The organism is candidate division WOR-3 bacterium (assembly GCA_039803545.1).
Lineage (GTDB): Bacteria > Hydrothermota > Hydrothermia > UBA1063 > UBA1063 > UBA1063.
The window spans coordinates 60,028-82,420 of the sequence record JBDRYS010000004.1 but is presented as its reverse complement, the minus strand read 5'-3'; the positions used below and the strand labels follow the sequence as shown (position 1 = coordinate 82,420).

The following is a 22,393-nucleotide window of genomic DNA, read 5'->3' as shown; positions in this document are numbered from 1 at the left end:
GGGCGGGGCGTACGCCCCGCCCCCTCTTTGTTTACTTCTTTGCCTCAAGATATTTTAAAATCCCGAGTGCTGCCTTCCTCCCTGTTGCTATAGCACTTATAGCATCCGCCCTCTTAGTAACAAGGTCACCTCCTGCGAATAACCCGGGAACATCGGTCATCATATTCTCGTTCACCAGTATCTTGTTACCAGCCCTGTTGAACCTGAGTTTACTTTTTACATCTTCAGGCAAGAAACTCAGATCGGGCCCCTGGCCAATGGCCATTATCACGGTATCCACTTCCATTTCATAGGTCTTTTCGTAAATAGGAATGGGTTTTGGCCGCTTTGCACCCTCTTCATAGACCATTTCACAATCGCAGTATTTTACCACCAGTTTGTTCCCTCTCCTTTCGATTTCTATTGGCAGCGTTTGGGGCATGAATTTAACACCTTCTGCAAGGGCCTCCTCTCTCTCCTCATGGGAGGCGGGCATATCCTCAACTCTTCTCCTATAAGAAATAATCACTTCTTTAGCACCGAGTCTCAACGCCGTCCTCGATGAATCCATCGCTGTATCTCCACCACCGATCACAAGCACCTTCTCACCAACAGAAACTCTTTCACCTTCACTAACCTTTCTCAGGAATGTAACAGCATCCATCACTCCATCTAAGTCCTCTCCCTTGATCCCCATCTTCTGCCCAACCTGGTAACCAGCTCCGAGAAAAACGGCATCATAATTATGGAATAGTTCCTCAAACTTAACATCCTTACCCACGTGGGTATTGTACTTGATTTCTACGCCCTGTTCTATGATAAATTTAATTTCTTTGGCAAGGGTCTTTTCCGGTAAACGATAACGGGGGATTCCGTACCTCAACATTCCACCCGGCTTATCCTTTGCCTCGAAAATGGTTACATCTACCCCGTTCCTGCGTAAATAGTAGGCAGCAGAGAGGCCTGCGGGACCCGCTCCAATAACAGCCACCTTACCTCTTCCCTTCTCCTTGGCATATCCAAGAACCGCGCCATAATCGTCAATTTGCATGGTTGCAAAACCTTTAAGGTATCTAATCTGAATAGGATCTCCTTTCTTCGAATATACGCAGGCATTTTCACATCTGTGGGTGCAAATGATACCACAAACCTCGGCCAAAGGATTGTTTATATTCATCCATTCGAGGGCCTTTCGATAGTTTCCACTCCTTATCTCTCTGATATACTCGGGAATGTACATACCTGTAGGGCAGCCCTGTACGCAAAGGGCGCATCCGAGACATCTAACAGACTCTAAATGGGCTTCTTCAGGGGTAAATCCTTTAAGAATCCAGTCAAAGTCCTTGATTCTCTCATTAGCCGACCTCTCGGGCATTTCAACCCTTTCAAAATCGAGGAAATGAGACTCGCCCATCTCCCAACCAGTCCCAGGCCCTGTATCCAGCTCCTTCGTAGGAATTATAACAAACTCTTCCTTATTTGGGGTCACAATATTGTAAAAGTTTGTCAATTTAAGGGAACCCGTTGGACAAACATCAACACACTGACCGCAGTAGCTACATCTACCATAATCGATCTTAGGTCTTAATCCCGAATCACCTGGCCTTTCCGGTAACCCAGGAACCTCTACCATTTCGATGGCCTGACAGGTGCAAATCTTCGCACAATTTCCACACCCCACGCAGAGTTCCCAGTCGTTGGAGTGAATTCCCCTGTACCGTCTCGCGGGTTCTTTCTTCTCAAAAGGAACCCTCACGGTGTGGGGTTTCCTTACAAGGAATTTCAAAGCATCTAAAAATTTGAAGTTCATATTCATGGCTCACCTCTCTGCATCTGGTGGACAAATATCAAGACTGAACAAAATGGGTGAAATATCCGCAATGTTTGTTCCAGGTCCGATGTGTCTTACCAGTTGCAATCCATGGGAAAAGCTTGGTCCCCTTACGTGAAGTCTGTAAGGCTTAACATCACCATCCGATACTAAGTAAAATCCGTACTCACCCTTCGATGATTCAACCTTCACATAGATTTCACCCTCGGGCACCCTGATCTCGAAAGGATTCCTGAGCTTTATGTTTACAGGACCTTCTGGCAAATTCTCCATCACTTGCCTCACGATCTTTATTGACTCTTCAAACTCCAACCTTCTCTGCATCACCCTTGAATAGACATCGCCATCAGTAAATACCTGTGGAACATTAAACTCTAACCTATCATAGACAAGATAAGGTTCTACCTTCCTTACATCATAAGGTACTCCAGCCGCCCTCAAATTGGGACCGGTAACGCTAAACTTAAGGGCGGTTTCCTTATCGACAACCCCTACTCCCTTTGCCCTTTTCTTGAAAATGGGATGCTCAAAGAAGACTTTGTCATAATCTTTTAGTCTCTTCTCAAGGTAATCCATAAGCTCCATTACCCTGTCCTTATAACCCGGATCGGGGATATCCCTTCTCACGCCTCCAATGGTTTGGTAAATGTGGTAAATCCTGTGACCAGAAATTTCCTCAAAACGGTCGAGAATATAGTCCCTGTCACCAATTGACCAGTTGGGTAAAGTATAGAGCCCCAAGGCACCTGCCACGCCGCCGAAGTAGAAGAGGTAGGAAGCCATTCTCGACATCTCTAACATAAACACCCTTAAATACTGTGCCCTTAAAGGAGCCTCGATACCCATAAGTTTCTCAATCGCCATAGCATAAAGGACTTCGTTGACATCGGGGTCAGGCACGCAAATTCTGGGAATCAAAGGGAAGTTCTTAAGCCACATCCTCCTCTCAATCAATTTTTCGAAAGCCCTATGAAGATAACCTAAATTTGGTTCTATCTGAACAATGGTATCCCCTTCTGCCCAGATATGGTAACTCATATTTCCGGTGACACCCGGATGGGCAGGTCCAATGAAATATTCAAAATCGAACTCTCTCACTCTACTCATCTTTCTCCTCCCTGTAGGGCTGTTCCTTGCGTTTCCATAACTCCTCAGTATAGTCCTTCACACCGTACTTTTCTTCGACATACTTTGCAGTATCAAAATCCTTCCTCATAGGAGGTGGACCATCCCAGTCCTCAAGGATGAAATTATCAAGCCTTGGATGCCCTTCAAAGACGATTCCAAACATTTCGTGGATTTCCCTCTCGTAATCGAAGGCCATCGGATAAATTTCAATGGCCGATGACATTGTTTCTTTGTCCCGCTCAAGCTCTGTCTTGATGAAAACATGAACACCTTCGTAATTTAAACTGAAAAGGTTGTAAATAAGTTCAAATTTCCCTTTTTTGAGCCAATCCACACAGGTAATGGCAGTCAGCTGATGAAAACCTTTATCTTTCAGAAAGGCCAAAAGGGGAAGGACAAGGTTCTTTGGTACCTTTGCATAAACCCTCTTTTCCCTTTGAATCCAGACTTCTCCGAGGTTTCCCAGGATATTCTTCAATTCTTCAACAACTTTCTCTTCCATTTTCATTTTTGTACTCTCCATTTGTTTACATCAAAAAGCTTCGCCTGATTTTGCTTGTACCAGTCGTATCGTTCAATGTAATCTTTCCACTTATTGGCCTTACCCTCTTCAATCATCTTTCTCAACTTAAGAAAAGCGTCAAGGATAGACTCAGGGCGTGGCATACAACCAAAGATGTAGAGGTCAACGGGAATGTAAAGATCAAGATTCTTGATGACATTGTAGGAATCCCAGTAAATTCCACCATTAACAGTACAGGAGCCAAAGCCTATCACATATCTTGGAGTTGGCATTTGTTCGTATACCATAATTACCCTTTTTAGCGTTTTAACAGTAAGATAACCCGTAATGAGGAGAACATCAGCCTGCCTGGGGGTAGCCATCGGAGCAATACCAAACCTCTCCATATCAAATCGAGAGGTCATCGTTGGGGGCATCTCTACCGCCCCGCATCCCGTGCAGAAATGTACCATCCACAAAGATCTTCCTTGAGAAATTTTAAAAAGTCCCATTTTCACCTCCAGAGGTAATATTGAAGAATCCCAAGAACAACGAGTAAAAGGGGAACTCCCCAGTAAAATCTAATGGCCTGTTCAATTCTAAACCTTGGCATAACCGCATTAATTACCACTGCCAGCATAAAGGCAATAAAGGTCCCTAAGAAGAACCACAGGATGTTCTGTGGACCAAAGAAGACATCGATGAATAACCCAGTCTCCACAATTATACCTACTGCATGCCAGAGTTGAAGAAGGCCAAGGTATTTTCCGCCATACTCCACCATTGGACCGGAGGCTATTTCATGGGGTGCGATGGGCTGATCAAAGGGTTTCTCACCCAGGAGTCCTTGCAATGCTATAAGGCCACCCAACATTGAGAGAGGAAATTTTATGCCCGCCCAATTGGGAAATGCACCTTGTTTAAGGATAACTTCGTAAATTGAAGCAGTCTTAAAGTGCACAAAAACGGGTAAAGTCGCCATAAAGAGAATAATTTCGTAGCCCAGCATGAGGGAGAGAGCCCTTGCAATTCCAATGGTTGCATTAGGGTTGTTAGACTCGCCTGCTCCAAGGGCCATACCAAGGGGTCCAATAACTATAAGATAGAGAAATACAAACAGATCCCCTTGAAAGTGGAGAATGGGAGCGCCCTTTCCCAGTGGAAGGAAAAGGAGGGTGGTAGAAATACCTGCAAAGGCAATCACAGGTCCAAGGGAATGCATAACACCGTGAGATGCGGTTTCCCTCTTAGAAAAGAGCTTGAGAACATCGAGGAACGCTTGATAGAAAGGGGGTCCATAACGATTCTGGATCCTTGCCGTTACTTTACGGGCAATTCCCATATACAAAAGGCCCATAATGATCACCAGAATCCAGTACCCAAGGAGTAATAAAATCTTCATAGCCTACCTCCCACCAAAAATACCAAAACTATCAAAAAGAATAGAAGGTACAGGGCATAATCCCTAACATCCCCCGTGTAGATCCTTCTTGTCATCTCAGCAACTGCCTTAAAAATCGACAGAACTCCATTCCAGAATTTCTCAGCGCTCAAATCCAGGAGTTTTCCAAAAGCCTTCCTCATAAAGCCGTAAAATTCCTGGGCATAGTGGGAAGCGAAATCTTCATCGACCCATTCACCCGCCGTGTAATTATCTTCCTGTTTCGCTCTGTAAGACCTCCCAGAAATAAGGTAAAGGATAAAACTGATCACAAACATGGATACGAGGGTAATGCCAGCCACTGTCATCTTTGCGAAACCAATCTGAGTCTTCAGGCTGTCAAGGGTGAAAAAGGCATCATGGTTGAATACAGGCTTTGTAAAGGCGTAGATTTTTTCAAAAAGGACTCCAGGAAAGACCCCGAACACAATGAGGGGCACAAGGAAGAGGATAGTTGCGATAACGTATCCCAAAGGTGCTTCCTTTACATTCCTATGCTCCTTATGAAGTTTACCAAGGAAAATGGAATGGACGAGCTTATAGGAGTAAAGGAAGGCCGTTATCGAGGCAAAAAAGATGAGGCTCACAAGGAAGAGGTCACCCTTCATTATGATGGCTTCATAGAGGAGCCACTTGCCTGGGAACCCTACCGTTGGTGGAATTCCAGATCCGGCGATGATACCAAAAAGTAAGCCAATAAAGGAAATGGGCATCTTCTTTATAAGTCCACCCATCTTGCGTAGATCGGAAGTGCCCACTCTGTGAATCACTGCAGCCACTGTGACAAACAAAACCCCTTCAAAAACGAAATGGGCGACAGAGTGGAAAATTCCTGCAGAAAAGGAATAGGGAGTGAAAAGGCCAAGCCCAACAAGAACATAGCCCAGCTGGCTGATACTGGAATAGGCGAGAAGCTTTTTGGCATCATCCGACATAAAGGCATAAATCCCTCCAAGGAGGGCAGTTATTCCACCGATCCAGGCTATGACTTCAGGGAGATAAATGTTATTCTTGAAAAGTTCAGTAAAGGTTTTAAGGATTAATATTGCGAGTCCATACACACCGACCTTCGATAATCCCGCTGAGAAGAAAACAGTGAAGGAATCAGAGGCAGAATAGTAGGCATCGGGTGCCCAATTGTGGAAAGGCATTGTGGCAATTTTGACGAGGAATGGAAGAGCAAGGAGCGCAAAGATACCAATCTGTGTTAAGGTCGAAGCCCCTACAATGGGTCCGAAACCAATATTGCCCGAGTATCTGAATTTAAGGAAAAGTCCTCCCAAGTAAAAATAGGCACCAACAAGGGAATAAACCATATACTTAAAGGCTATTTCCTTCGTATTTCCCCTCACTCCGAGAAGGAGTATGGCAAAGACGGAAAGGGACATAAGCTCAAAATTCATATAAAGAGTTAAGAGATCGTTGGCCATAACCGTCAGTGCAGCAAACCCAAAGGCTAAGAAATAGTAAAGGTAGAAGAAGGCACTTCTCTCTTCGTGCAAAAGAGAAAAGAGGGAAAGGACAAAGGACGCAATAATGATCCAGAGGAAAAACTGGGAAACTTCTGTCAAATTAAAGGACATAGCAAAAACGCCGAGTTTAACAATTTCTAAGGAGCCGGGTTTGAGGTATAGAAAGGTAAAGGCCAATATTGAAAGGATTCCAACAACGAGTGAAGCGATCCTTAAGGCTTTATGGGAAAGGGTGCCAAAGAAAACCAAAGCCCCGAGCAAAATGGACAAAAGGGCCAAACTTATGTTATACATTACAACCCTCCCGTAATTGTGCTAATATAAATCGCCTTGTTGAGAAAGGCATTTAAGGCTTTATTTGTCCAAATAAAAGTTTGAACCGGATAGAATCCCTGGTAGAGAAGGAAAAGGGCAAAGACTACAAGGGATACAGTTAATAAGGGATTGAGTTTTACTGAAACAACTTCGCTTCTCATAAGGTTGCTGATTACCCTGAAGTAGTAGAAGGCTTCCACCATAAAGAGGATCAGTATCAAGAAGAAGAGCCAGAGAATATTTGACCTGAGCAGAATTCCCAGTACCTCAATTTTCGCCCAGAACCCAAGGGTAAAGGGAAATCCCATCACCGAAAGGGCACCAACGGTAAACATAAGGCTTGAGAAGGGATTTGCCTTGCCTGTATCGACCTGGGCATATTCTGGCATATTTTCTAAATTGGTGAAAATCATTGCCTTGCTAATTGCATGATTTACTACAAGGAGCAACGCGGTAAAGAAGGCCTCAGGATGAGATGTAATTCCGTAAAGAGCAAAGGCAAGAACCGCAAGCCCCATCTGTCCAATGGATGAATAACCTAACATCCGCTTCAAGTCCTTTTGAACAAGGGCATTAAATTCGGCTATAACGAAGGTGATAATCCCCATCACAATAAGGAGTTTATAAAACAGTGGATCGTCAAAAAGGAAGAAAACGATTCGGAACATAAGGTAAATTGCAGCCTTAGATATGATGGATGAAAATTGAGCGGCAATCCGGTTATAAGCACCCTGATAAACATCGGGAGCCCAAGTATTAAGCGGGAAAAGTTCCGTTTCCACAAAGAGACCAAAAAGCATAAACATTCCTGCAAGGTAAACAATCCCGCTCTTTTCTCCCTGTAAACTGGAAGCGATGAAGGCCATATTGAGAGAACCCGTTACCTTATAAAGAAGGAAAACCCCAAGGAGATAGAAAGAAGAGCCGATACTGCCGACAACCAAGTATTTGACAGCACCTTCAAGGGCATGCTTCTCCCTCTTCGACGCCGCCAATGCGTAGGCGGAAATGGCAAAAATCTCCAAAAAGACGAAGGAGTTGAAAAGATCGCCCGTGAGGATAATGCCCGATGCACCGAGAAGGTTTAAAAGAAATAGCATATGGAACTTGTAATCCTGTTCCTCGAGAAGGTAGGAAAAGGCGATAAACAGGGCTACAACATTGACAAGGATCAAGAAAAAGAGGGAGAAGTGATCGATGGCTAAGTTAATCCCAAAGGGCGGCCTAAAACCTCCTGTCTTGATAATCAGTGGAATGAACTCCATCTTCAAAAAGTAAGTCACCCCTACATAGAGATTGAAAGCGGGCAGTAAGAGTGCGACAACGCTGGGAAGCCTCTTATGCAAAAGGGCCAGTAACGGCATCAAAAAGGCAAAGAGAAGTAAAAAGGCGATGATTAAAATTGGGTTTACCATTTTAGCTCCTTTAGTTTTTCTACGTTAACAGTTCCATACTTTTCCTTGATTCTAATTGCAATGGAAAGACCAAGGCCAAGAAAAGCAAGACCGATCACAATGGCTGTTAGTACAAGGGCAGGGGGTACAGGGTCGACTACCTTTTCGTAAATTTTCGGATATTCAGAGAATATAGGGGTTGTTCCACCTTTGACATAACCAAGGGCAACAATAAGGACGTTGATACCACTGTCCATAAGGGATAGGCCCAAAAGCATTTTGAAGAGATTTTTAGTGGTCAAAACCACGAGAATGCCCATAAAAATGAGGTAAATAGGAACCCCATAAAAAATCAAACTCTCAATGTTCATCCCCACCCTCCTTGAGGTTTTTAAGCGCAGCGGTCATTTCACTACCCACTTTAAATCCAATCAAAAGGTAAATAATGGGGATAATTCCCGCACTCACAATGTATCCAGGCTTTCCAGTCTGCAAGAAATTCCCAAGAAAAGACCTCACATAGTAAAGGCCCACAAGGCCGACGATGACATAAAGAGAGCCTGCAAGGGCTTCGGTAACAGTAAGGTGTATCTTCCTCAGTTTATAACTCCTTTGAGTAACAAGAAGGAGTAGGAAGGCAGTCGCAATATTTACGCCGCCCGGGAACCCACCACCTGGTGTAAGGTGACCATGGAGGAATATGTAGGCTCCAAGCAACATAATAAGGGGTGCCAGATACCTTCCGCCTGTCTCCATTATCAAGGTGAGATCAGGTAAAACCCTACTCTCCACCTTAAATCCCAAAAGGGTGAAGGCGAGGGCCGTTACCGATAAAAACAGGACTGTTACCTCGCCGAGGGTATCAAATCCTCTGTAGACGGTAACAATGGAGGTAATAATGTTGATCCCTCCGAGGTCCTTGACTCCATTATCCACATAGTATTTTGCAACACCCGTAAGGGTATTTTCACCGAAGGGGAAATAGGCAGATATTACTGCGTAGATAAAGAAACTAAAGGCTAACAAAATCAAGAAGTAAAGGAACTTTCTAATCATCTTCGTTCCTCCCGATATATTTCATTGCAAAGAGGAAAAAGCCTGTAGTTAATGCAGCTCCGACAGAAGCCTCCGTTATTGCAACATCAGGAACCTGCAAAATTAAGAAAAATATGGATGAAACAAGGCTGATAACCGCTGATGCGAGAACGGCAATGAGAAGGTCCTTTGTAAGCCACAAAACAAAAGTGGCCACAACAACAAGGATTGCAAGAACAATGCTCAAAATTATCACCGCCTCACTCATGTCTCTTCTCCTTTACATAATCTGCAAACTTGTCAACCACGCTCTTTTCCCAGAGTTTAACACCCCTCAGGTAAGATGCCCTACCTATGGAATGGGCAGAAATCGGGTTTGTAAAGAGTAAAAAGAGCACAATGAGTAAACATTTGACAAACCAGGAAGGTTCAATGATACCAATCCCAATAATGCTGAAAATGGCACCAAGGGTTACCGCCTTCGTGGATGTCTGCATTCTGTTGTAAACGTCGGGCATTCTAATGAGTCCCAAAGAGGACAGAAAGACAAAAATTCCGCCAATTATGAGAAAGACTTCCCCAATTATAATTCTGATCATATTCCCCCCTCTAAGTACCTTGCTATGGCAACCACCGCAATGAAGGATAGAACGGCGTAAACAAGCGCCACATCAAGATAGATAGACCTAACGAAGGCAAGGGAGAGAAACACAAGGACGATGGTTGTAATGGTAGTCAAAATATCGGTAGCCACAACCCTGTCCGATGCCGTTGGTCCCAGGATGAACCTAAGGCTTGAAAGAAGAACTGCAAGCCCCAGTAAAGCCACAAAAATGTAAACGATTACTCCATGAACTTGAGCAAGCATTTCTCAAACACCCCCGGAATCATTTCACTTGCCTTTTCAACATCATCCGTTTTCACATCGATCCAGTGAATGTACATCTCATCCCCATCCACCATTATGGTGAAGGTTCCAGGTGTTAAAGTTATAGAATTAGCTACGACGAGTTTACCAAGATCACTCTTCATTTTCGTCTTTACCTTAACGATCCCAGGATTTATGGGCCTCTTGGGATGAATAACCCTGTAAGCGACATCGAGATTTGCCTTAATCATCTGCCAGAAGAGAAAAGGAAAGAAATAGATAACGGCACAAAAGATTTTCTTGGGAGTTAAGTTTGCTAACCCCTCTGTGGTAAAGAGATGGTAGGTAAAAAGGGCCAGCAGGGCTGAAACGATAACCCCCGTGGCCAGCTCATCGATCCGGACTGTCCCCGTTAGGGCAATCCAGACCAGCAAAAATATTATGGCTGTATATAACCACCTCGATAAGGCCTTCAAATTACGCCTCCTTTTTCCATGAAAAAGCTCAGTATTTCCAGCTCCGATGGGAGCTCTATGTATCTAACCCAAACATCCTTTGGGAATGGGCCCTTCAACAGGACAAAACTCAAAATCCCCCTAATTCCTGCAGAGATGATCTTTTCCTTAACCTCATCACCCGCCTCCTCAGGAACGGCAACAATGGCAATGGAGATATCCTTTTCCTTTGCAATCCTACTAATTTCATCGATGTGGTAAATTGGGATGGAGTTGATCTCCTTTCCTATAAGCTCCGGCTTAATGTCGAAGCCCGCAACAACCCTGAAATTGAACTTGTGAAAAGGATAATTTAAAAGGGCCCTTCCGATGTTCCCAATCCCCACTACCGCAATTTTTCTTTCTTTGTCGAGGCCCACAATCTCTCTGATCCTTGGAAGAAGAACGGAAATGGAGTACCCTTTCCCCCTTTTGCCGAATTCACCAAAATAAGAAAGATCCCTCCTTACTAAAGAATCAGAGACCTTGCAATAAGAGGCCAAATCCTTTGATTGGATTTCATCTTTACCCTGTTCCGCAAGCCTCTGCATGCATCTCAGGTAATGGGTGAGCCTTCTTAAGGTGTTCTCAGGAATCCTTCCCATTCAACCTCCTTGTTAATTTTTTGACGAGTAAAATTATCAAATAAAGGGGATAAATTGTCAAGTGCAAGTTTAAACTTGCACGAGATAGAGATAAAAAAATAGGCGGGGCCCTAAAGGGCCCCGCCTACTTCAAAAAATCAGTCCATTTTTACCAGACCACTGCCTTCCTTACCTCGTTAAACTCGCCAGAGAATCTCACAAAGTACACGCCCTTCCTCAAATTCGAAATCCTCGTCTCTGAATTGCCCGTTAGACTCCCCACAAAGGTTCTCCTTCCCGCCACATCAAAGACCTCAACCTGAACTTCCTTCTTGATACCCGATGCCTTCAAAACTATATCCCTACCAAAGGTAGAAACAAAAACTTGAGGCTTTACAACCTCTGGAACATCCAATACAGCGCCGTCAAAGGCCTCAAAGTCATCAATGGCGATGTTTGAAGTGCCACCATCGGCATAAGCAACTAACACAAACTGAACATAATGGACATCCTTATCCTTCGATACATAAATAGGACCACCGATAACGGTATCCCAGCCAAGGGGTGTGGTGTAAAGTGTCTTGTGAAGGGTCCAGCCACCATCGTCGATCTTGTAGTAAACCTGGAGAGAATCATTTCCATCGTAGTTGTAATACTTGAATCTGTAAGAAATAAATCCGCTGGTGACATTCCTCTTGCAACGAGGCGACTGTAGGGCACCCGATAAACCAGAAGTCGAATTACTGAGGAAGTAGAAAATATTACCCGTTCCATTATCGGGAACGCCCGCCGCCTGAGGGGTGCCCCCAACCCATAGATTGTTATCCGTAAACCATCCAGGCGGTACAAGCCCTTCCTCAAACTCTTCCTTTATAATCCCATTTGAAGGAAGGGGAACCTGCCTTACGAAGTAGTCATCTACGAAGAGATAGAACATATCTACGCTTTTGTCTACAAAGGCCAAATAGACCGTCTGACCACGATATTCATCAAGGGAAGTAGCAAGCCGTACGTAGTTTGCGGGCAATCTTCCCGCATAGAGCCTCACAATTGTGCTATCAGGATGGGGATAACGAAGGAGCCAAACCTCAAGACTCTCAGGGTAGTTAGAAGAGATGGACCTCGCAAAGGCCCCCACTGAGTTATTTGCAGTATCGAGAACATTTATAGGTGGTGATATTAGCCAATCATTGTTCCCATTTGGATTATAAACACACCCTGCATAATCCCAACCAGAATGGCTGTAACTGCTGCCCGTATACAGCGTCCAGGTCTTGCCATCCCCATCGCGGTCAAAGGTTGTCCAACCAGCACCAGAGAGGCTGGATATAAAATCGAACTCCTGGCCGTAAGTGGTGTACTTAGGGAAGACATAAAGGTAATAGTCCGGGAAGGTATCGTTGCTTTTCAAAGAATCATTGGAGAGGGAAGTCCAGAATTTGGTTAAAATTAATCCCTCATTCAAAGGCACGAAACTTAAGGTTAAGGGTGTATAACTTTTCCTTGAGACCGCCGGGCTTACATTGTAGTTGCTATCTCCAAACACAACCGTTGTAGGAACAGAACTCTCATCAAAGTTGCCAAAGTTATAAACATTGTACTGCAATGTTTCTTGTTCTGCAATACAATAGGGATGGGTCCAGAAGACCATCTCCCAAGCGGAAACATCATGAATGCTCTCAAAATGCCCAATAGCACGAATACGAAGGTCATAGTTAGTGATGTAGTACCAGGTCCAAGTTGTCTTATCGAGGCGACCAGAACAAGAATCTATAGGCGTCGTTGCATCAAGGGTTGGCTGATTGTAATAGGTACTACCCGATAATGAAGTGGGTAGGTACACAACTACAGTAAAGGTATCATAGAGCGGTAAATAGACAGTAACGGGCACTTCAAACCAAATAGAGCCGAGACCTAGAGTCAAACTGAAGGTTCTTTTATACCTTTCAACCATGTACTTGTCATAAACCCACAGGGTACAGGTAACATTTTGCGGGTTGTAAACCAGTAAAGAAACGCTGGTTAAAATGAAGGTGGAATCGGCTGGGCTGTAGGATGGCCTTAGTTTTTTAATGTAATAACGAGCCCAGAAGTACTTATAAGTATATGTGCCCCAATAGTATATGGTGGTATTATCTGTATCGATCTTCAAAGTATCTCTATCTGCCTTCTCTCCAGCCTTTGAGTAGCTAACTTTCCCGGCGGAATTCAGCTCAATGGGAGAAACTTCAGCCTTTCGAAGTTCCCTTTGAACCTGAGACTGCGATTTTTCAAGAAGAGCACCCACTTCCTCCTTATTAGGGGCAACCCATTCAAAGTTGCCCTTAATTACCTGACTCTTTACCCCTGAGCTTAGAAGGGCAACGACTACCAAAACCCACATAAACACCTCCTTATCAATTTTAGGCTTTACTTATTATATCGGCTCTTTTGAGAATTGTCAAGAGTTTTAAGGGCGAAAAAATTGTACTATTTCCAGTTCCCTTTTAAAAATCGAGAGTTTTCCCAAGTGGTCTGCCCTTTTTGAACCTCCGTAAAAACCGTTTTAAATTTCTTTTATGCAAGAATCAAAAGCCATCAAAAACCCTTACAAGGTTCTCATCCTTGACCTCACAAAGGGCGAGGTCACAGTAGAAGAAGTCCCAAGAGATGCAATTATGAAATTCTTAGGAGGAAAAGGACTTGCTTATTACTTTCTAAATAAAATCCTGAAAGACCCCATGCCCGACCCCCTATCCCCAGAAAACCCCATTATTTTCATGACTGGACCCCTTACAGGCACGGGGGCTCCACTCTCGGGGAGATTCAATGCGGTCTCCCGATCGCCCCTCACGGGACTCTTCGGCTCTTCCAGTTGCGGTGGCCCTTTCGGGATTTCCCTTAAAACCTGTGGTTATATGGGGCTTATTCTAAAAGGCTCTGCTGAGAAGCCAGTAAAGATCCTTATAGACGGTAGCAATGTAAAAATCGAACCAGCCGAAGACCTTTGGGGTAAAACAACATCGGAGACAATGAAGCTCCTTGGGATAAAACCCAAAGATGGTACCCTCGTCATTGGACCTGCTGGAGAAAACTTGGTTAAATTTGCCTGTATAAGAAGTGGCGAGAGATTCCTTGGCAGACTGGGCTTTGGAGCAATCCTCGGTTCTAAGAAAGTTAAAGCCATCGTGGTTAAACACCAGGAGGTAAAAATCCTTCCTGAAGATGTGAAGAAATTGGATAAATACAAAAAGCTCGCACTGAAAAAAATAAAGGAAAACTATTTCACCCGGCTTTATTCTCGATTTGGCACCAATACCAACATTCTGTATAGCAAAGATGCAAAGATTTTACCTGTGAAAAACTTTTCACAACTGGATGCACCTGAAGAGGTCTATAACAACTCTGGGCCTTACATTGAGAAAAATTTCGAGTTAAAGCCAAATCCATGCTCAGCCTGCACCATCGCCTGTGGACATAAGATGAAGCTCGATGACCGATGGGTCCACGTTCCCGAATATGAAACCAATGCTCTCTTTGGGCCAAATCTTATGATCTTCGATGTTAGAAAAACTGCTGAAATTAACGAAATCTGCAATGAACTCGGCTTAGACACCATTTCAACGGCCGTGACCATTGGTTATCTCATGGAGGCAGAGGAAAAGGGCATTGTTAAATCGGGACTAAAATTTGGAGACGCAGAAAAGGTAAAGGAATTTGTAAAGGATATCGCTTACAGGAAAGGCGAACTGGCAAACTTAGCAGGGGAAGGCTCCAAATTTCTCTCAGAAAAATTTGGCGGGAAGGATTTTGCCATTCAGGTTAAAGGACTGGAATTAGCAGCCTATGACCCCAGAAATTCTGTGGGGCACGGTCTATCCTACGCAGTGGCAAACCGAGGTGGATGCCACCTCTCCGCACCGCTATTCCCCGTCGAAGCCTACTTCGGCTTTATGGACCCCCATAAACCAAAGGGGAAGGCAGAAATGGTAATCTTTATGGAGAACCTTTTCAACGTTATTAACTCCATAACCATCTGCGTATTTACAACCTTCGCCTATATGCTGGAAGACCCTGTTATAAAGCTGACACCTCCAAAACTTATCAAAATTCTAATGGAGAATTTGACATCAATTACTAAGGAGTTTCTTAATGTATCCATCTATAAGGGCCTTTTTGAAGGGGCGTCGGGCATCAGGTTGACCAGGAAGGAATTTTTAGAAGCGGGTGAAAGAATTCACCTTCTTGAAAGGTACCTTAATGTGAAGGCGGGCCTGGGCCCTGAACAGGATACCTTACCTGAAAGGTTCTTAAAGGAATTAAAGCCCGTTCCCTTAAAAGAGATGCTTATGGACTACTATGAGAAAAGGGGTTATGACTCAAAGGGTGTGCCTGATGCAGAAAAATTAAGGAGGCTTGGCATTGAAGTACATTAAGAGAATTTACGTAAAAATAACCTTTTGGCTTCTCGGTAGAGTCTTTACCATCTTGCACAAAATAGACCCCGAAGTGGAAAAATACTGGCAGAAAATCGAAAACTCTAACAGTTTCGGATTCTTCGTCGAACCTTCCGGTCCCTGTCTTTTAATTGAAAGGAAAGGGGGAAAAATTAAAACCTCTTCAAAATGCAGTGAAAACGCCGACATCCTCTTTATCTTTAAAACTTTAAACAGCGCCTTCGAGGTATTTACCGCACGGAAATCCACCGTTCGATCCTATGCAGAAAATCGTATCCTCATTAAAGGGGACATAGGGGATGTGATGTGGTTTATAAGAATTGTGGAGAGACTTGAATTTTACCTCTTCCCACGTTTCATCGCCAAAAAAGTGATTAAGAGATTACCGGATGTGAATTTTTCGACCCTTGCCTTGAGAAGATTTTTGTTAATTTTAAGGTTTGTAACAGGCTAAGGAGGCAAATATGAAAATACCTCAATATTTTGAGTTTTATAGCCCAGTAAAAATTCTCTCGGGCGAAAATGCATTGGACAATTTGCCCGGGGAGATGAAGTTTTTAAAGACTTCAAAGCCCCTGCTCATCACTGACAAGGGTGTCATAAAGGCTGGCATTTTCAAACATGTAGAGGAAGTTTTAAAGGAGAACCAAATAAATTTTATCCTTTTCGATGAAGTACCACCGGATTCGGACTTGAACGTGGTAAAGAAAATTGCCAAGATTTACCTTGAGAACGATCGGGACGTAATCATTGCAGTGGGTGGAGGTTCTGTAATTGACACCGCGAAAGGGACAAACCTTTTAGTATCTCTGCGGGTCAATGACCTTAGAGAGGTTATGGGGGCAAACGTGATAAGAGAACCATTGAGGCCTTTAATCGTTATCCCCACTACAGCTGGAACAGGTTCTGAGGCTACCTGTGTTGCTGTTATCAAGGACAGGGAAAGGGATATAAAGATGCTCTTCGTATCTCAACATCTCATTCCCAATGTTGCCATACTTGATGTGAAAATGACAAAAACCCTACCACCTTTTCTCACTGCAGCAACAGCCATGGATGCCTTAACCCACAGCATCGAGGCCTACACCTCTCTACAAAAGAATCCTGTATCCGATGTTTTTGCCTGGCTATCGATTAAACTGATATCAGAAAATCTTTTGAAAGTGTTAGATAATCCCAGCGATTCCAAGGGAAGACTTGCCCTTGCCAACGCCTCCCTTTTCGCAGGCATTGCCTTTTCCAATTCAATGGTGGGGCTTGTTCATTCTCTTGGGCATTCCGCTGGGGTAGTGTGGAATATCCATCACGGGGTCACTATGAATATCTTTTTGCCCTGGGTACTTGAATACAATTTTGAAAAGATCTCTGAGGAACTCGCCGAACTTCTACTCCCCCTTGCCGGTGAAAGGGAGTACTTAGAAACACCAGAAAGGGATAGGGCAAAAAGATTTGTTGCAAAAATAAGAGAACTACAAAAAATTCTTGAAGAAAAAACAGGAATACCCAACACCTTGAGCAAAGCCGGGGCAAAAAGGGAAGATTTTCCAAGGGTTTTGGAACTCACCCTTCGCGATGGCTCCTTGTCCTTCAACGTGAAAGATGCCAGCGAAAGGGAAATTATGGAAATCCTCGAGAAGGCCTTCTGATGGAAGAAATTAAAAATTTCCCAAAACCCAACATAATAATTTCAAAGTGCATAAACATTTCACCGGTAAGGTACAATGGTGGTATTATAAGAGACGAATTTGCTGAAAAACTGGGAAAGTTTGTGAACTACATTCCCGTCTGTCCCGAAGTAGAAATAGGACTGGGGGTGCCGAGGCCACCTATAGACCTGATCAGAACAAAGGAAGGACGCATAAGGGTAGTTGACTTAAAGTTGAACCGAGATTACACAGATGCAATGGTGGAGTTCTCGCAAAAATTTTTAGAAAGTCTCAAGAATATCGACGGCTTTCTGTTAAAGTCAAAATCGCCCAGTTGCGGAGTAAAGAGTGCCAAGTTACACAATTTTGACGGGAAAGGAATCATCGGTAAAACCAGCGGTATATTCGCCACGATGGCAATGGAACGTTTCCCCGACCTACCCATTGAAGATGAGGGACGCTTAATAGACCCTGATATCCGTAGAAACTTTTTGGTGCGCATCTTCGCACTCTCTGACTTAAGAGAAAATTTTCTCCAAAAGGAGGAAATATCTGCCCTTCTTGAATTCCACTCGAGATACAAATATCTCCTTTTGACCTACAGTCAGTCAAAACTCAAGGAAATGGGTAAGATTCTCGCCAACTGGAAAGGGTTCGGCATCTTGGAAGTAAAAAGGGCCTACGAAAACCTTTTTAAACAGGCACTCAAAAAGATACCCTCTAAGAAAGCCCATTACAATACTATACTCCACATTCTTGGTCATTTCTCTGATAAACTAAGCAAAGGAGAAAAGGCCTTCTTATCAAGACTTCTAAACCGATTTCTTTCAGAAAAAACAACTCTCACAACTGTTGTAGAGATCTTAAGAGAGGTCGCCATCAGATTCGAAGACCAGTATATTAAAAAGCAGGCCTATCTTTACCCCTATCCAGAAGAATTGGAACCCTGAAATCTACTTAGGTTGAGGAATTGACAATACCTTCGTCCAGGCATCGGTCTTCAAGTTCTTGAATATTTCATAAGCCTTTTTGTAGTTTAATAAAGACTCTTCTTTGAATCCACCGTACCTCAAAACTTCTGCATACAAAGCATAAGCCCTCGCTAAATAAAAGACATTACCAATCTTCCTCAATATAGCTATTGCCTTCTCAAAATGTTCACGGGCCTTTTCTATGGCCTCCATTCTCGCCGTGATCCTTCCTGCCAGTACTAAGGCGTCCGCGAGTCTCGGTTGGAGTCCAAGGGTCTTACACTTCTCAATAATCGTGCTTACCTTTTTCAAGCCAACAGGTTTGCCAAGCAAGAAATCCAATTCCAAAGTCAATAGCTGAAAGTCTATTTGAATGACTTCATTCATAAGTTTTTGCACCACTTTTTCAACCTGCTCAGCCAACTCCGAAGCCTTCATGAGGTCACCAGAATCCATGTAAACCCGCATTAAAGCAATATTGGCAAAAGCAAAAGTGTTTAATTGATCTATTTCTTTAGCCACCTTGGCACTCTCTTTCAAGTAACGTTCCGCTTCTCTGAAATCCCCAATATAATAGTAATATGCACCGAAGGATAACAGAATATTGGCTTCGAAGTCCTTTAAACCAAGTTTCCTCGCGAGACGCAAAGAGGATTGCAGCTTCGGAAAAGCACTCCTCAATCTGCCATTATCCAAATAAAGATTGGCAAGATTAAAAGACGCTGTTAGAACGAGCCTTTCAGCCTTAATTTCCTTTTTGCGATTTTGAGAGACTTCGAAAAACTCTCCTTAACTGCAGAATACTTGCCCATAGACTTATAAATCGTTCCCAAGGAGCTCAACACTATGCATTCCGATACCCTATCACCAATCAAGTAAAAGACATTCAGGCTCCTTTCTAAGTACTCAACTGCTTCTTTCGTTTTCCCCATGTGCTTGAATAAAATGATCCCAAGATTATGGCTAATGACAGCTTCTGTCCTCAGATCGTAAAGTTGCCTTGATAATTCGAGAGAATCCTGCAAAAGCTTTATTCCTTTATCCAGATCACCCTTTTCCACATACAGGATACCCAACTGATTAGAAATCTTTAGCTCAAACTTCTTGTCCTTCAATTTTTTTGAAATCTTTAATGCTTCATTCAGTAAAGGAACCGCATCATCGAGATTCCCCATGTCCACAAAAAGAGACGCCAGTTGATAACCGGCCTTCATTATCAGGTCCTCATCATTAATACTCTTTGCCGTCTCTAAGGCTCTTGTGTAATAAGATTGGCTTAACTTGTATTTGGATTGTTCCTGAAAGATCGAACCGAGATGAAGGTCACATTCCACCACACCCTTGAAATCCCTTAATTTTTCAAACAAACTGCTTGCATGTTGTAGTCTTTCGATGGCTTCAGAATATCGTGCCAAATTGAGGAGACTCACACCAACTTGCATACTCGCCTCAGCTTGAAGCTCCATATCCTTAGCATTTAGAGCGATATTTAAAGCCTCCTCAGCGTCAACAAATGCGGACTTTCGATCGCCAACCTCCGAATAAAGTTTTGAGCGTTTTACTAAAATTTCTGCTTTTCTTTTATCCTTCTCTTCGACCCTACGTTTTTTCTCGAGACATCCAAGGGCCCAGGAATAATAAGTTATGGCATTTTTTAAAGCATAGTAACTAATTGCCCTTTCTGCAGCTTTCAATAAAAACTCAAAAGCATCGTCAAAATTGCCACCCTTATAATAATGTTGGGCAATCTCTTCAACGGATTCCGGACTAATTTCTTTCAGCACGTCAGCGATCCTGCTATGGATTATAGCCCGACGATTTTCACTTAATTTTTTGCAAAGACATTCCACAAAAACACCCTCGGGTACATAGTACGATCCAGCGAAATCCCTTGATATAAACCCTAAATTTTCCAATCTTTCCATAATGGGTATAAGCTCTTCGTACCTCAAACTCGTAAAATCCGAGAGCAGATCAAGGTCAACAGGTTTCCCAAAGACCGCCATATATTCAAGAACATTGAGCTCCTTCGCCCCTAAGGAAGCAATTTTCATTTCTGTCAACGCCAAAAGGGTGGAAGGCACATCAAAATCGAAATCCTTCTTAAATTCCCATGATTCGCCATTCCAGTAAACATCTCCGGATTTCGTTAACGATTCAATCAACTCGTAGGCAATATAGGGATTCCCACCACTCTTAAGGAAGAGAAAATCAACAAAGAAATCAGGAACATTTTGCCCAAAGACCATTACAGTAAGTTGCTTCAACTCCTCCTTTCCAAGGGGCATAAGGCGTATTTCCATAAAATCTCTACGCAAAAACCCAAAGAACTTTTTAGTAAGGTCTTCCTTAGTCTCCTCAATTCGAGAGGCGAAGATAACTGCAAAATTTCCCGCGTCATCAGACCTAAAAATGTAGCTTAATAATTCCAGTGAAAATTCGTCAATCCAGTGAGCATCATCGATAAAAATTATAAGAGGGGAAACCTTCTGGGTATAAACTTTAAGCAATTCCTTTAAGGCCTCAAATAACTTAAATTTATCCACATAAAAAAGCTCTCCCAGTTCGCTATTCTCTGGAGGATTCAACTTATAAATTTCACTTAGTAAACTGGGAGGAAGCTCTTTCAGAATTGAATCACTCTTTTGTACCAAATATTTTACCAATTGTCTAACAGGATAAAAGACTATGGATTTTGTTGAAGGTGAAAGAAGACTCTCGAATCTATCGTAGGATTTGAGTTGTGGATGGTTCAAAACTTCTTTTGCAAGCCTTGTTTTTCCAACCCCTATCTCTCCAATAATATGAAGGACTTTAGCCTTTTTTGAGCCTTCTAAGAAAGTTATAATCTTTTCGATCTCATTGATTCGGCCCACAATATCATAGGTAGGAATTATAACCCGACCGACATTCTGTAAGACGCCAACTCTATCTCTACCATTCCTCTTAGCAAAGTAAAGACTCTTGTCGACAAGTTCAAAAAGGCTCCCCCAATTATCTGCGTGTTTAGGAAAAGAGGATATACCAGCACTTACAGTGATTCTCAATTTTGCAAACTCTTGCTTCTTGCAGTTTTCCAGAATCCTCTCAACAATCTTCAAGGCATCAGAATAACTAACATTACTTAATATTGCAAGAAATTCATCTCCACCGTAGCGTATGAGAATGTCCCCTGCCCTTAAAGAATTTTTAAGAAACTCTGCAAATTCTCTTAATACTTGATCACCTACCGCGTGACCATAAAGATCATTGATTCTTTTGAAGTAATCAATGTCAAACATTACAACTGACAATGCCTTGCCTTCATCCCTTGCATTCTGGAGTATTTCAGCAATTTTCTCGTCGAGGAAAGCCCTATTATACACTCCAGTAAGGGAATCAATGTAAACCCGCTTAAATGACGCCATTTAAATACCTTTTTAATATTATAAACGCAAACATAAAAAGATTAAAAAGTGCCAAAATAGAGAGCGGGCTCATCGGAAACAGGGAAAAACATCCACTAAAAATTTGAACTTCACCAATCAACTTTTATAATTTTGCAAAAGGAGGTTAAAAATGGTTGCTTTATTAATGCTAATTATGGCGGTAGATCCTTTGATCCAGAGGGGTGACTCCTTGTTCAGTGCCTTGAAATATGAGGAGGCGCTAAAACAGTATCAAATGGCATACGAGAAGGATAAAGGAAACTACGAAGTCCTGTGGAGACTCTCCATGGCTTATCTTAACATTGGCGAAGGGCTTGAAAATGAAAAAGAGAGAGAAGCCTATTTTAACAAAGCCCTTGAATTCGCTCAAAGGGCCACTCAGGTAAACCCGGAGGGCGATTGGGGGTGGACTTATTTAGCTGCAGTGAACGGCAGGATTGCGCTTTCAAAGGGCGGTAAAGAAAAGGTAAAATATGCGATGATCATTAAAGACGCCGTTAACAAGGCTTTGAAATTGAACCCTAACAATGACCTTGCCAACTTCATCTGGGGCTCATACAACTTTGAAGCAGCAACTTTGAACCCCGTTCTGAGGAGCTTCGCAAAAACTCTCTTTGGCGAGGTTCCTCAGGGAACTATTGAGGATGCTGAGAAGTACATTAAGAAGGCTATTGAACTAAATCCGGGAAGGATACAATACCAATATGAGCTCGCCAGAGTTTATAAGTATCAAAACAAAACTGAGCAGGCAAAGGAAGTTTTGAAGAAAGCGGTCAACTTGAAACCTCAAACCCGAGAGGATTATAAGTATCTCGAACAAGCACGCAAGATGCTCGAAAAACTGGAGAGAAAATAAGCAAAAGCCCCAT

At 43.0% G+C, this 22,393-nt stretch carries 22 protein-coding genes; 5 read left to right on the top strand and 17 right to left on the bottom strand.

Annotation, left to right across the window (positions count from 1 at the left end):
* Positions 1-31: 31 nt before the first annotated feature.
* From ABIM45_07975 to ABIM45_07905, 15 genes are all read right to left on the bottom strand, one after another.
* Positions 32-1,795, bottom strand: coding sequence for an FAD-dependent oxidoreductase (locus tag ABIM45_07975; protein MEO0239834.1), 1,764 nt, complete (start codon positions 1,793-1,795; stop codon positions 32-34).
* Positions 1,796-1,798: 3 nt separating this feature from the next.
* On the bottom strand, positions 1,799-2,917 hold the full coding sequence (locus ABIM45_07970; GenBank protein ID MEO0239833.1) for an NADH-quinone oxidoreductase subunit D: 1,119 nt from the start codon (positions 2,915-2,917) through the stop codon (positions 1,799-1,801).
* Positions 2,910-3,440, bottom strand: coding sequence for an NADH-quinone oxidoreductase subunit C (locus ABIM45_07965; GenBank protein ID MEO0239832.1), 531 nt, complete (start codon positions 3,438-3,440; stop codon positions 2,910-2,912). The genes ABIM45_07970 and ABIM45_07965 overlap by 8 nt, the downstream gene beginning before the upstream one ends.
* A 2-nt stretch (positions 3,441-3,442) precedes the next feature.
* A complete protein-coding gene (locus ABIM45_07960; GenBank protein ID MEO0239831.1) occupies positions 3,443-3,952 on the bottom strand; it encodes an NADH-quinone oxidoreductase subunit B family protein in 510 nt (169 codons plus the stop codon).
* Positions 3,953-3,954: 2 nt separating this feature from the next.
* On the bottom strand, positions 3,955-4,842 hold the full coding sequence (locus ABIM45_07955; protein ID MEO0239830.1) for a complex I subunit 1 family protein: 888 nt from the start codon (positions 4,840-4,842) through the stop codon (positions 3,955-3,957).
* Positions 4,839-6,647: a proton-conducting transporter membrane subunit gene (locus tag ABIM45_07950; protein ID MEO0239829.1), complete on the bottom strand. Its 1,809-nt coding sequence runs from the start codon at positions 6,645-6,647 to the stop codon at positions 4,839-4,841. The genes ABIM45_07955 and ABIM45_07950 overlap by 4 nt, the downstream gene beginning before the upstream one ends.
* Positions 6,647-8,083 (bottom strand): proton-conducting transporter membrane subunit, encoded by a 1,437-nt coding sequence (locus tag ABIM45_07945; protein MEO0239828.1) that lies wholly within the window; start codon positions 8,081-8,083, stop codon positions 6,647-6,649. Before ABIM45_07945 ends, ABIM45_07950 begins: the two co-directional genes overlap by 1 nt.
* The gene (locus ABIM45_07940; protein ID MEO0239827.1) at positions 8,077-8,433 is read right to left on the bottom strand and encodes a sodium:proton antiporter; all 357 of its coding nucleotides are present in this window, start codon (positions 8,431-8,433) and stop codon (positions 8,077-8,079) included. Before ABIM45_07940 ends, ABIM45_07945 begins: the two co-directional genes overlap by 7 nt.
* The gene (gene mbhE / locus ABIM45_07935) at positions 8,423-9,118 is read right to left on the bottom strand and encodes a hydrogen gas-evolving membrane-bound hydrogenase subunit E (GenBank protein ID MEO0239826.1); all 696 of its coding nucleotides are present in this window, start codon (positions 9,116-9,118) and stop codon (positions 8,423-8,425) included. The genes ABIM45_07940 and mbhE overlap by 11 nt, the downstream gene beginning before the upstream one ends.
* Entirely contained in the window at positions 9,111-9,365 is a 255-nt protein-coding gene (locus ABIM45_07930; GenBank protein MEO0239825.1) for a hydrogenase subunit MbhD domain-containing protein, read from the bottom strand. The genes mbhE and ABIM45_07930 overlap by 8 nt, the downstream gene beginning before the upstream one ends.
* Complete coding sequence (gene mnhG, locus ABIM45_07925; protein ID MEO0239824.1) at positions 9,358-9,696, bottom strand: monovalent cation/H(+) antiporter subunit G; 339 nt, start codon at positions 9,694-9,696, stop codon at positions 9,358-9,360. The genes ABIM45_07930 and mnhG overlap by 8 nt, the downstream gene beginning before the upstream one ends.
* Positions 9,693-9,965 carry a monovalent cation/H+ antiporter complex subunit F gene (locus ABIM45_07920; GenBank protein MEO0239823.1) on the bottom strand — a complete coding sequence of 91 codons (273 nt, stop codon included), beginning with the start codon at positions 9,963-9,965 and terminating at the stop codon, positions 9,693-9,695. Before ABIM45_07920 ends, mnhG begins: the two co-directional genes overlap by 4 nt.
* Positions 9,941-10,441 carry a Na+/H+ antiporter subunit E gene (locus ABIM45_07915; GenBank protein MEO0239822.1) on the bottom strand — a complete coding sequence of 167 codons (501 nt, stop codon included), beginning with the start codon at positions 10,439-10,441 and terminating at the stop codon, positions 9,941-9,943. The genes ABIM45_07920 and ABIM45_07915 overlap by 25 nt, the downstream gene beginning before the upstream one ends.
* Positions 10,438-11,064: a redox-sensing transcriptional repressor Rex gene (locus ABIM45_07910; GenBank protein ID MEO0239821.1), complete on the bottom strand. Its 627-nt coding sequence runs from the start codon at positions 11,062-11,064 to the stop codon at positions 10,438-10,440. The genes ABIM45_07915 and ABIM45_07910 overlap by 4 nt, the downstream gene beginning before the upstream one ends.
* 148 nt (positions 11,065-11,212) lie before the next feature.
* Complete coding sequence (locus tag ABIM45_07905) at positions 11,213-13,426, bottom strand: choice-of-anchor J domain-containing protein (GenBank protein MEO0239820.1); 2,214 nt, start codon at positions 13,424-13,426, stop codon at positions 11,213-11,215.
* 175 nt (positions 13,427-13,601) lie between these two features.
* Between ABIM45_07905 and ABIM45_07900 the strand changes: the two genes are divergently transcribed.
* Genes ABIM45_07900 through ABIM45_07885 form a run of 4 tightly spaced genes read left to right on the top strand, consistent with a single transcriptional unit; the run spans position 13,602 to position 18,075 of the window.
* Positions 13,602-15,458 carry an aldehyde ferredoxin oxidoreductase family protein gene (locus ABIM45_07900; GenBank protein MEO0239819.1) on the top strand — a complete coding sequence of 619 codons (1,857 nt, stop codon included), beginning with the start codon at positions 13,602-13,604 and terminating at the stop codon, positions 15,456-15,458.
* Complete coding sequence (locus ABIM45_07895; protein MEO0239818.1) at positions 15,445-15,933, top strand: hypothetical protein; 489 nt, start codon at positions 15,445-15,447, stop codon at positions 15,931-15,933. Before ABIM45_07900 ends, ABIM45_07895 begins: the two co-directional genes overlap by 14 nt.
* 10 nt (positions 15,934-15,943) lie before the next feature.
* Positions 15,944-17,125: an iron-containing alcohol dehydrogenase gene (locus ABIM45_07890; protein MEO0239817.1), complete on the top strand. Its 1,182-nt coding sequence runs from the start codon at positions 15,944-15,946 to the stop codon at positions 17,123-17,125.
* Positions 17,125-18,075, top strand: a complete 951-nt coding sequence (locus ABIM45_07885) for a DUF523 and DUF1722 domain-containing protein (GenBank protein MEO0239816.1) — start codon at positions 17,125-17,127, stop codon at positions 18,073-18,075. Before ABIM45_07890 ends, ABIM45_07885 begins: the two co-directional genes overlap by 1 nt.
* 3 nt (positions 18,076-18,078) lie before the next feature.
* Here ABIM45_07885 and ABIM45_07880 read toward each other — a convergent pair whose 3' ends face one another.
* Positions 18,079-18,792 (bottom strand): tetratricopeptide repeat protein, encoded by a 714-nt coding sequence (locus tag ABIM45_07880; GenBank protein MEO0239815.1) that lies wholly within the window; start codon positions 18,790-18,792, stop codon positions 18,079-18,081.
* A gap of 29 nt (positions 18,793-18,821) precedes the next feature.
* Positions 18,822-21,503, bottom strand: a complete 2,682-nt coding sequence (locus tag ABIM45_07875) for a diguanylate cyclase (protein MEO0239814.1) — start codon at positions 21,501-21,503, stop codon at positions 18,822-18,824.
* 151 nt (positions 21,504-21,654) lie between these two features.
* Here ABIM45_07875 and ABIM45_07870 point away from each other — a divergent pair, with 151 nt between their 5' ends.
* Positions 21,655-22,380 (top strand): tetratricopeptide repeat protein, encoded by a 726-nt coding sequence (locus ABIM45_07870; GenBank protein ID MEO0239813.1) that lies wholly within the window; start codon positions 21,655-21,657, stop codon positions 22,378-22,380.
* Positions 22,381-22,393: the final 13 nt, after the last annotated feature.

Excerpts from the sequence above, each read along its gene's own strand:
- ABIM45_07975 (MEO0239834.1), bottom strand. The coding sequence starts at position 1,795 with ATGAATATGAACTTCAAATTTTTAGATGCTTTGAAATTCCTTGTAAGG.
- ABIM45_07970 (MEO0239833.1), bottom strand. The coding sequence starts at position 2,917 with ATGAGTAGAGTGAGAGAGTTCGATTTTGAATATTTCATTGGACCTGCC.
- ABIM45_07965 (MEO0239832.1), bottom strand. The coding sequence starts at position 3,440 with ATGGAAGAGAAAGTTGTTGAAGAATTGAAGAATATCCTGGGAAACCTC.
- ABIM45_07960 (MEO0239831.1), bottom strand. The coding sequence starts at position 3,952 with ATGGGACTTTTTAAAATTTCTCAAGGAAGATCTTTGTGGATGGTACAT.
- ABIM45_07955 (MEO0239830.1), bottom strand. The coding sequence starts at position 4,842 with ATGAAGATTTTATTACTCCTTGGGTACTGGATTCTGGTGATCATTATG.
- ABIM45_07950 (MEO0239829.1), bottom strand. The coding sequence starts at position 6,647 with ATGTATAACATAAGTTTGGCCCTTTTGTCCATTTTGCTCGGGGCTTTG.
- ABIM45_07945 (MEO0239828.1), bottom strand. The coding sequence starts at position 8,083 with ATGGTAAACCCAATTTTAATCATCGCCTTTTTACTTCTCTTTGCCTTT.
- ABIM45_07940 (MEO0239827.1), bottom strand. The coding sequence starts at position 8,433 with ATGAACATTGAGAGTTTGATTTTTTATGGGGTTCCTATTTACCTCATT.
- mbhE (MEO0239826.1), bottom strand. The coding sequence starts at position 9,118 with ATGATTAGAAAGTTCCTTTACTTCTTGATTTTGTTAGCCTTTAGTTTC.
- ABIM45_07930 (MEO0239825.1), bottom strand. The coding sequence starts at position 9,365 with ATGAGTGAGGCGGTGATAATTTTGAGCATTGTTCTTGCAATCCTTGTT.
- mnhG (MEO0239824.1), bottom strand. The coding sequence starts at position 9,696 with ATGATCAGAATTATAATTGGGGAAGTCTTTCTCATAATTGGCGGAATT.
- ABIM45_07920 (MEO0239823.1), bottom strand. The coding sequence starts at position 9,965 with ATGCTTGCTCAAGTTCATGGAGTAATCGTTTACATTTTTGTGGCTTTA.
- ABIM45_07910 (MEO0239821.1), bottom strand. The coding sequence starts at position 11,064 with ATGGGAAGGATTCCTGAGAACACCTTAAGAAGGCTCACCCATTACCTG.
- ABIM45_07905 (MEO0239820.1), bottom strand. The coding sequence starts at position 13,426 with ATGTGGGTTTTGGTAGTCGTTGCCCTTCTAAGCTCAGGGGTAAAGAGT.
- ABIM45_07900 (MEO0239819.1), top strand. The coding sequence starts at position 13,602 with ATGCAAGAATCAAAAGCCATCAAAAACCCTTACAAGGTTCTCATCCTT.
- ABIM45_07890 (MEO0239817.1), top strand. The coding sequence starts at position 15,944 with ATGAAAATACCTCAATATTTTGAGTTTTATAGCCCAGTAAAAATTCTC.
- ABIM45_07885 (MEO0239816.1), top strand. The coding sequence starts at position 17,125 with ATGGAAGAAATTAAAAATTTCCCAAAACCCAACATAATAATTTCAAAG.
- ABIM45_07875 (MEO0239814.1), bottom strand. The coding sequence starts at position 21,503 with ATGGCGTCATTTAAGCGGGTTTACATTGATTCCCTTACTGGAGTGTAT.
- ABIM45_07870 (MEO0239813.1), top strand. The coding sequence starts at position 21,655 with ATGGTTGCTTTATTAATGCTAATTATGGCGGTAGATCCTTTGATCCAG.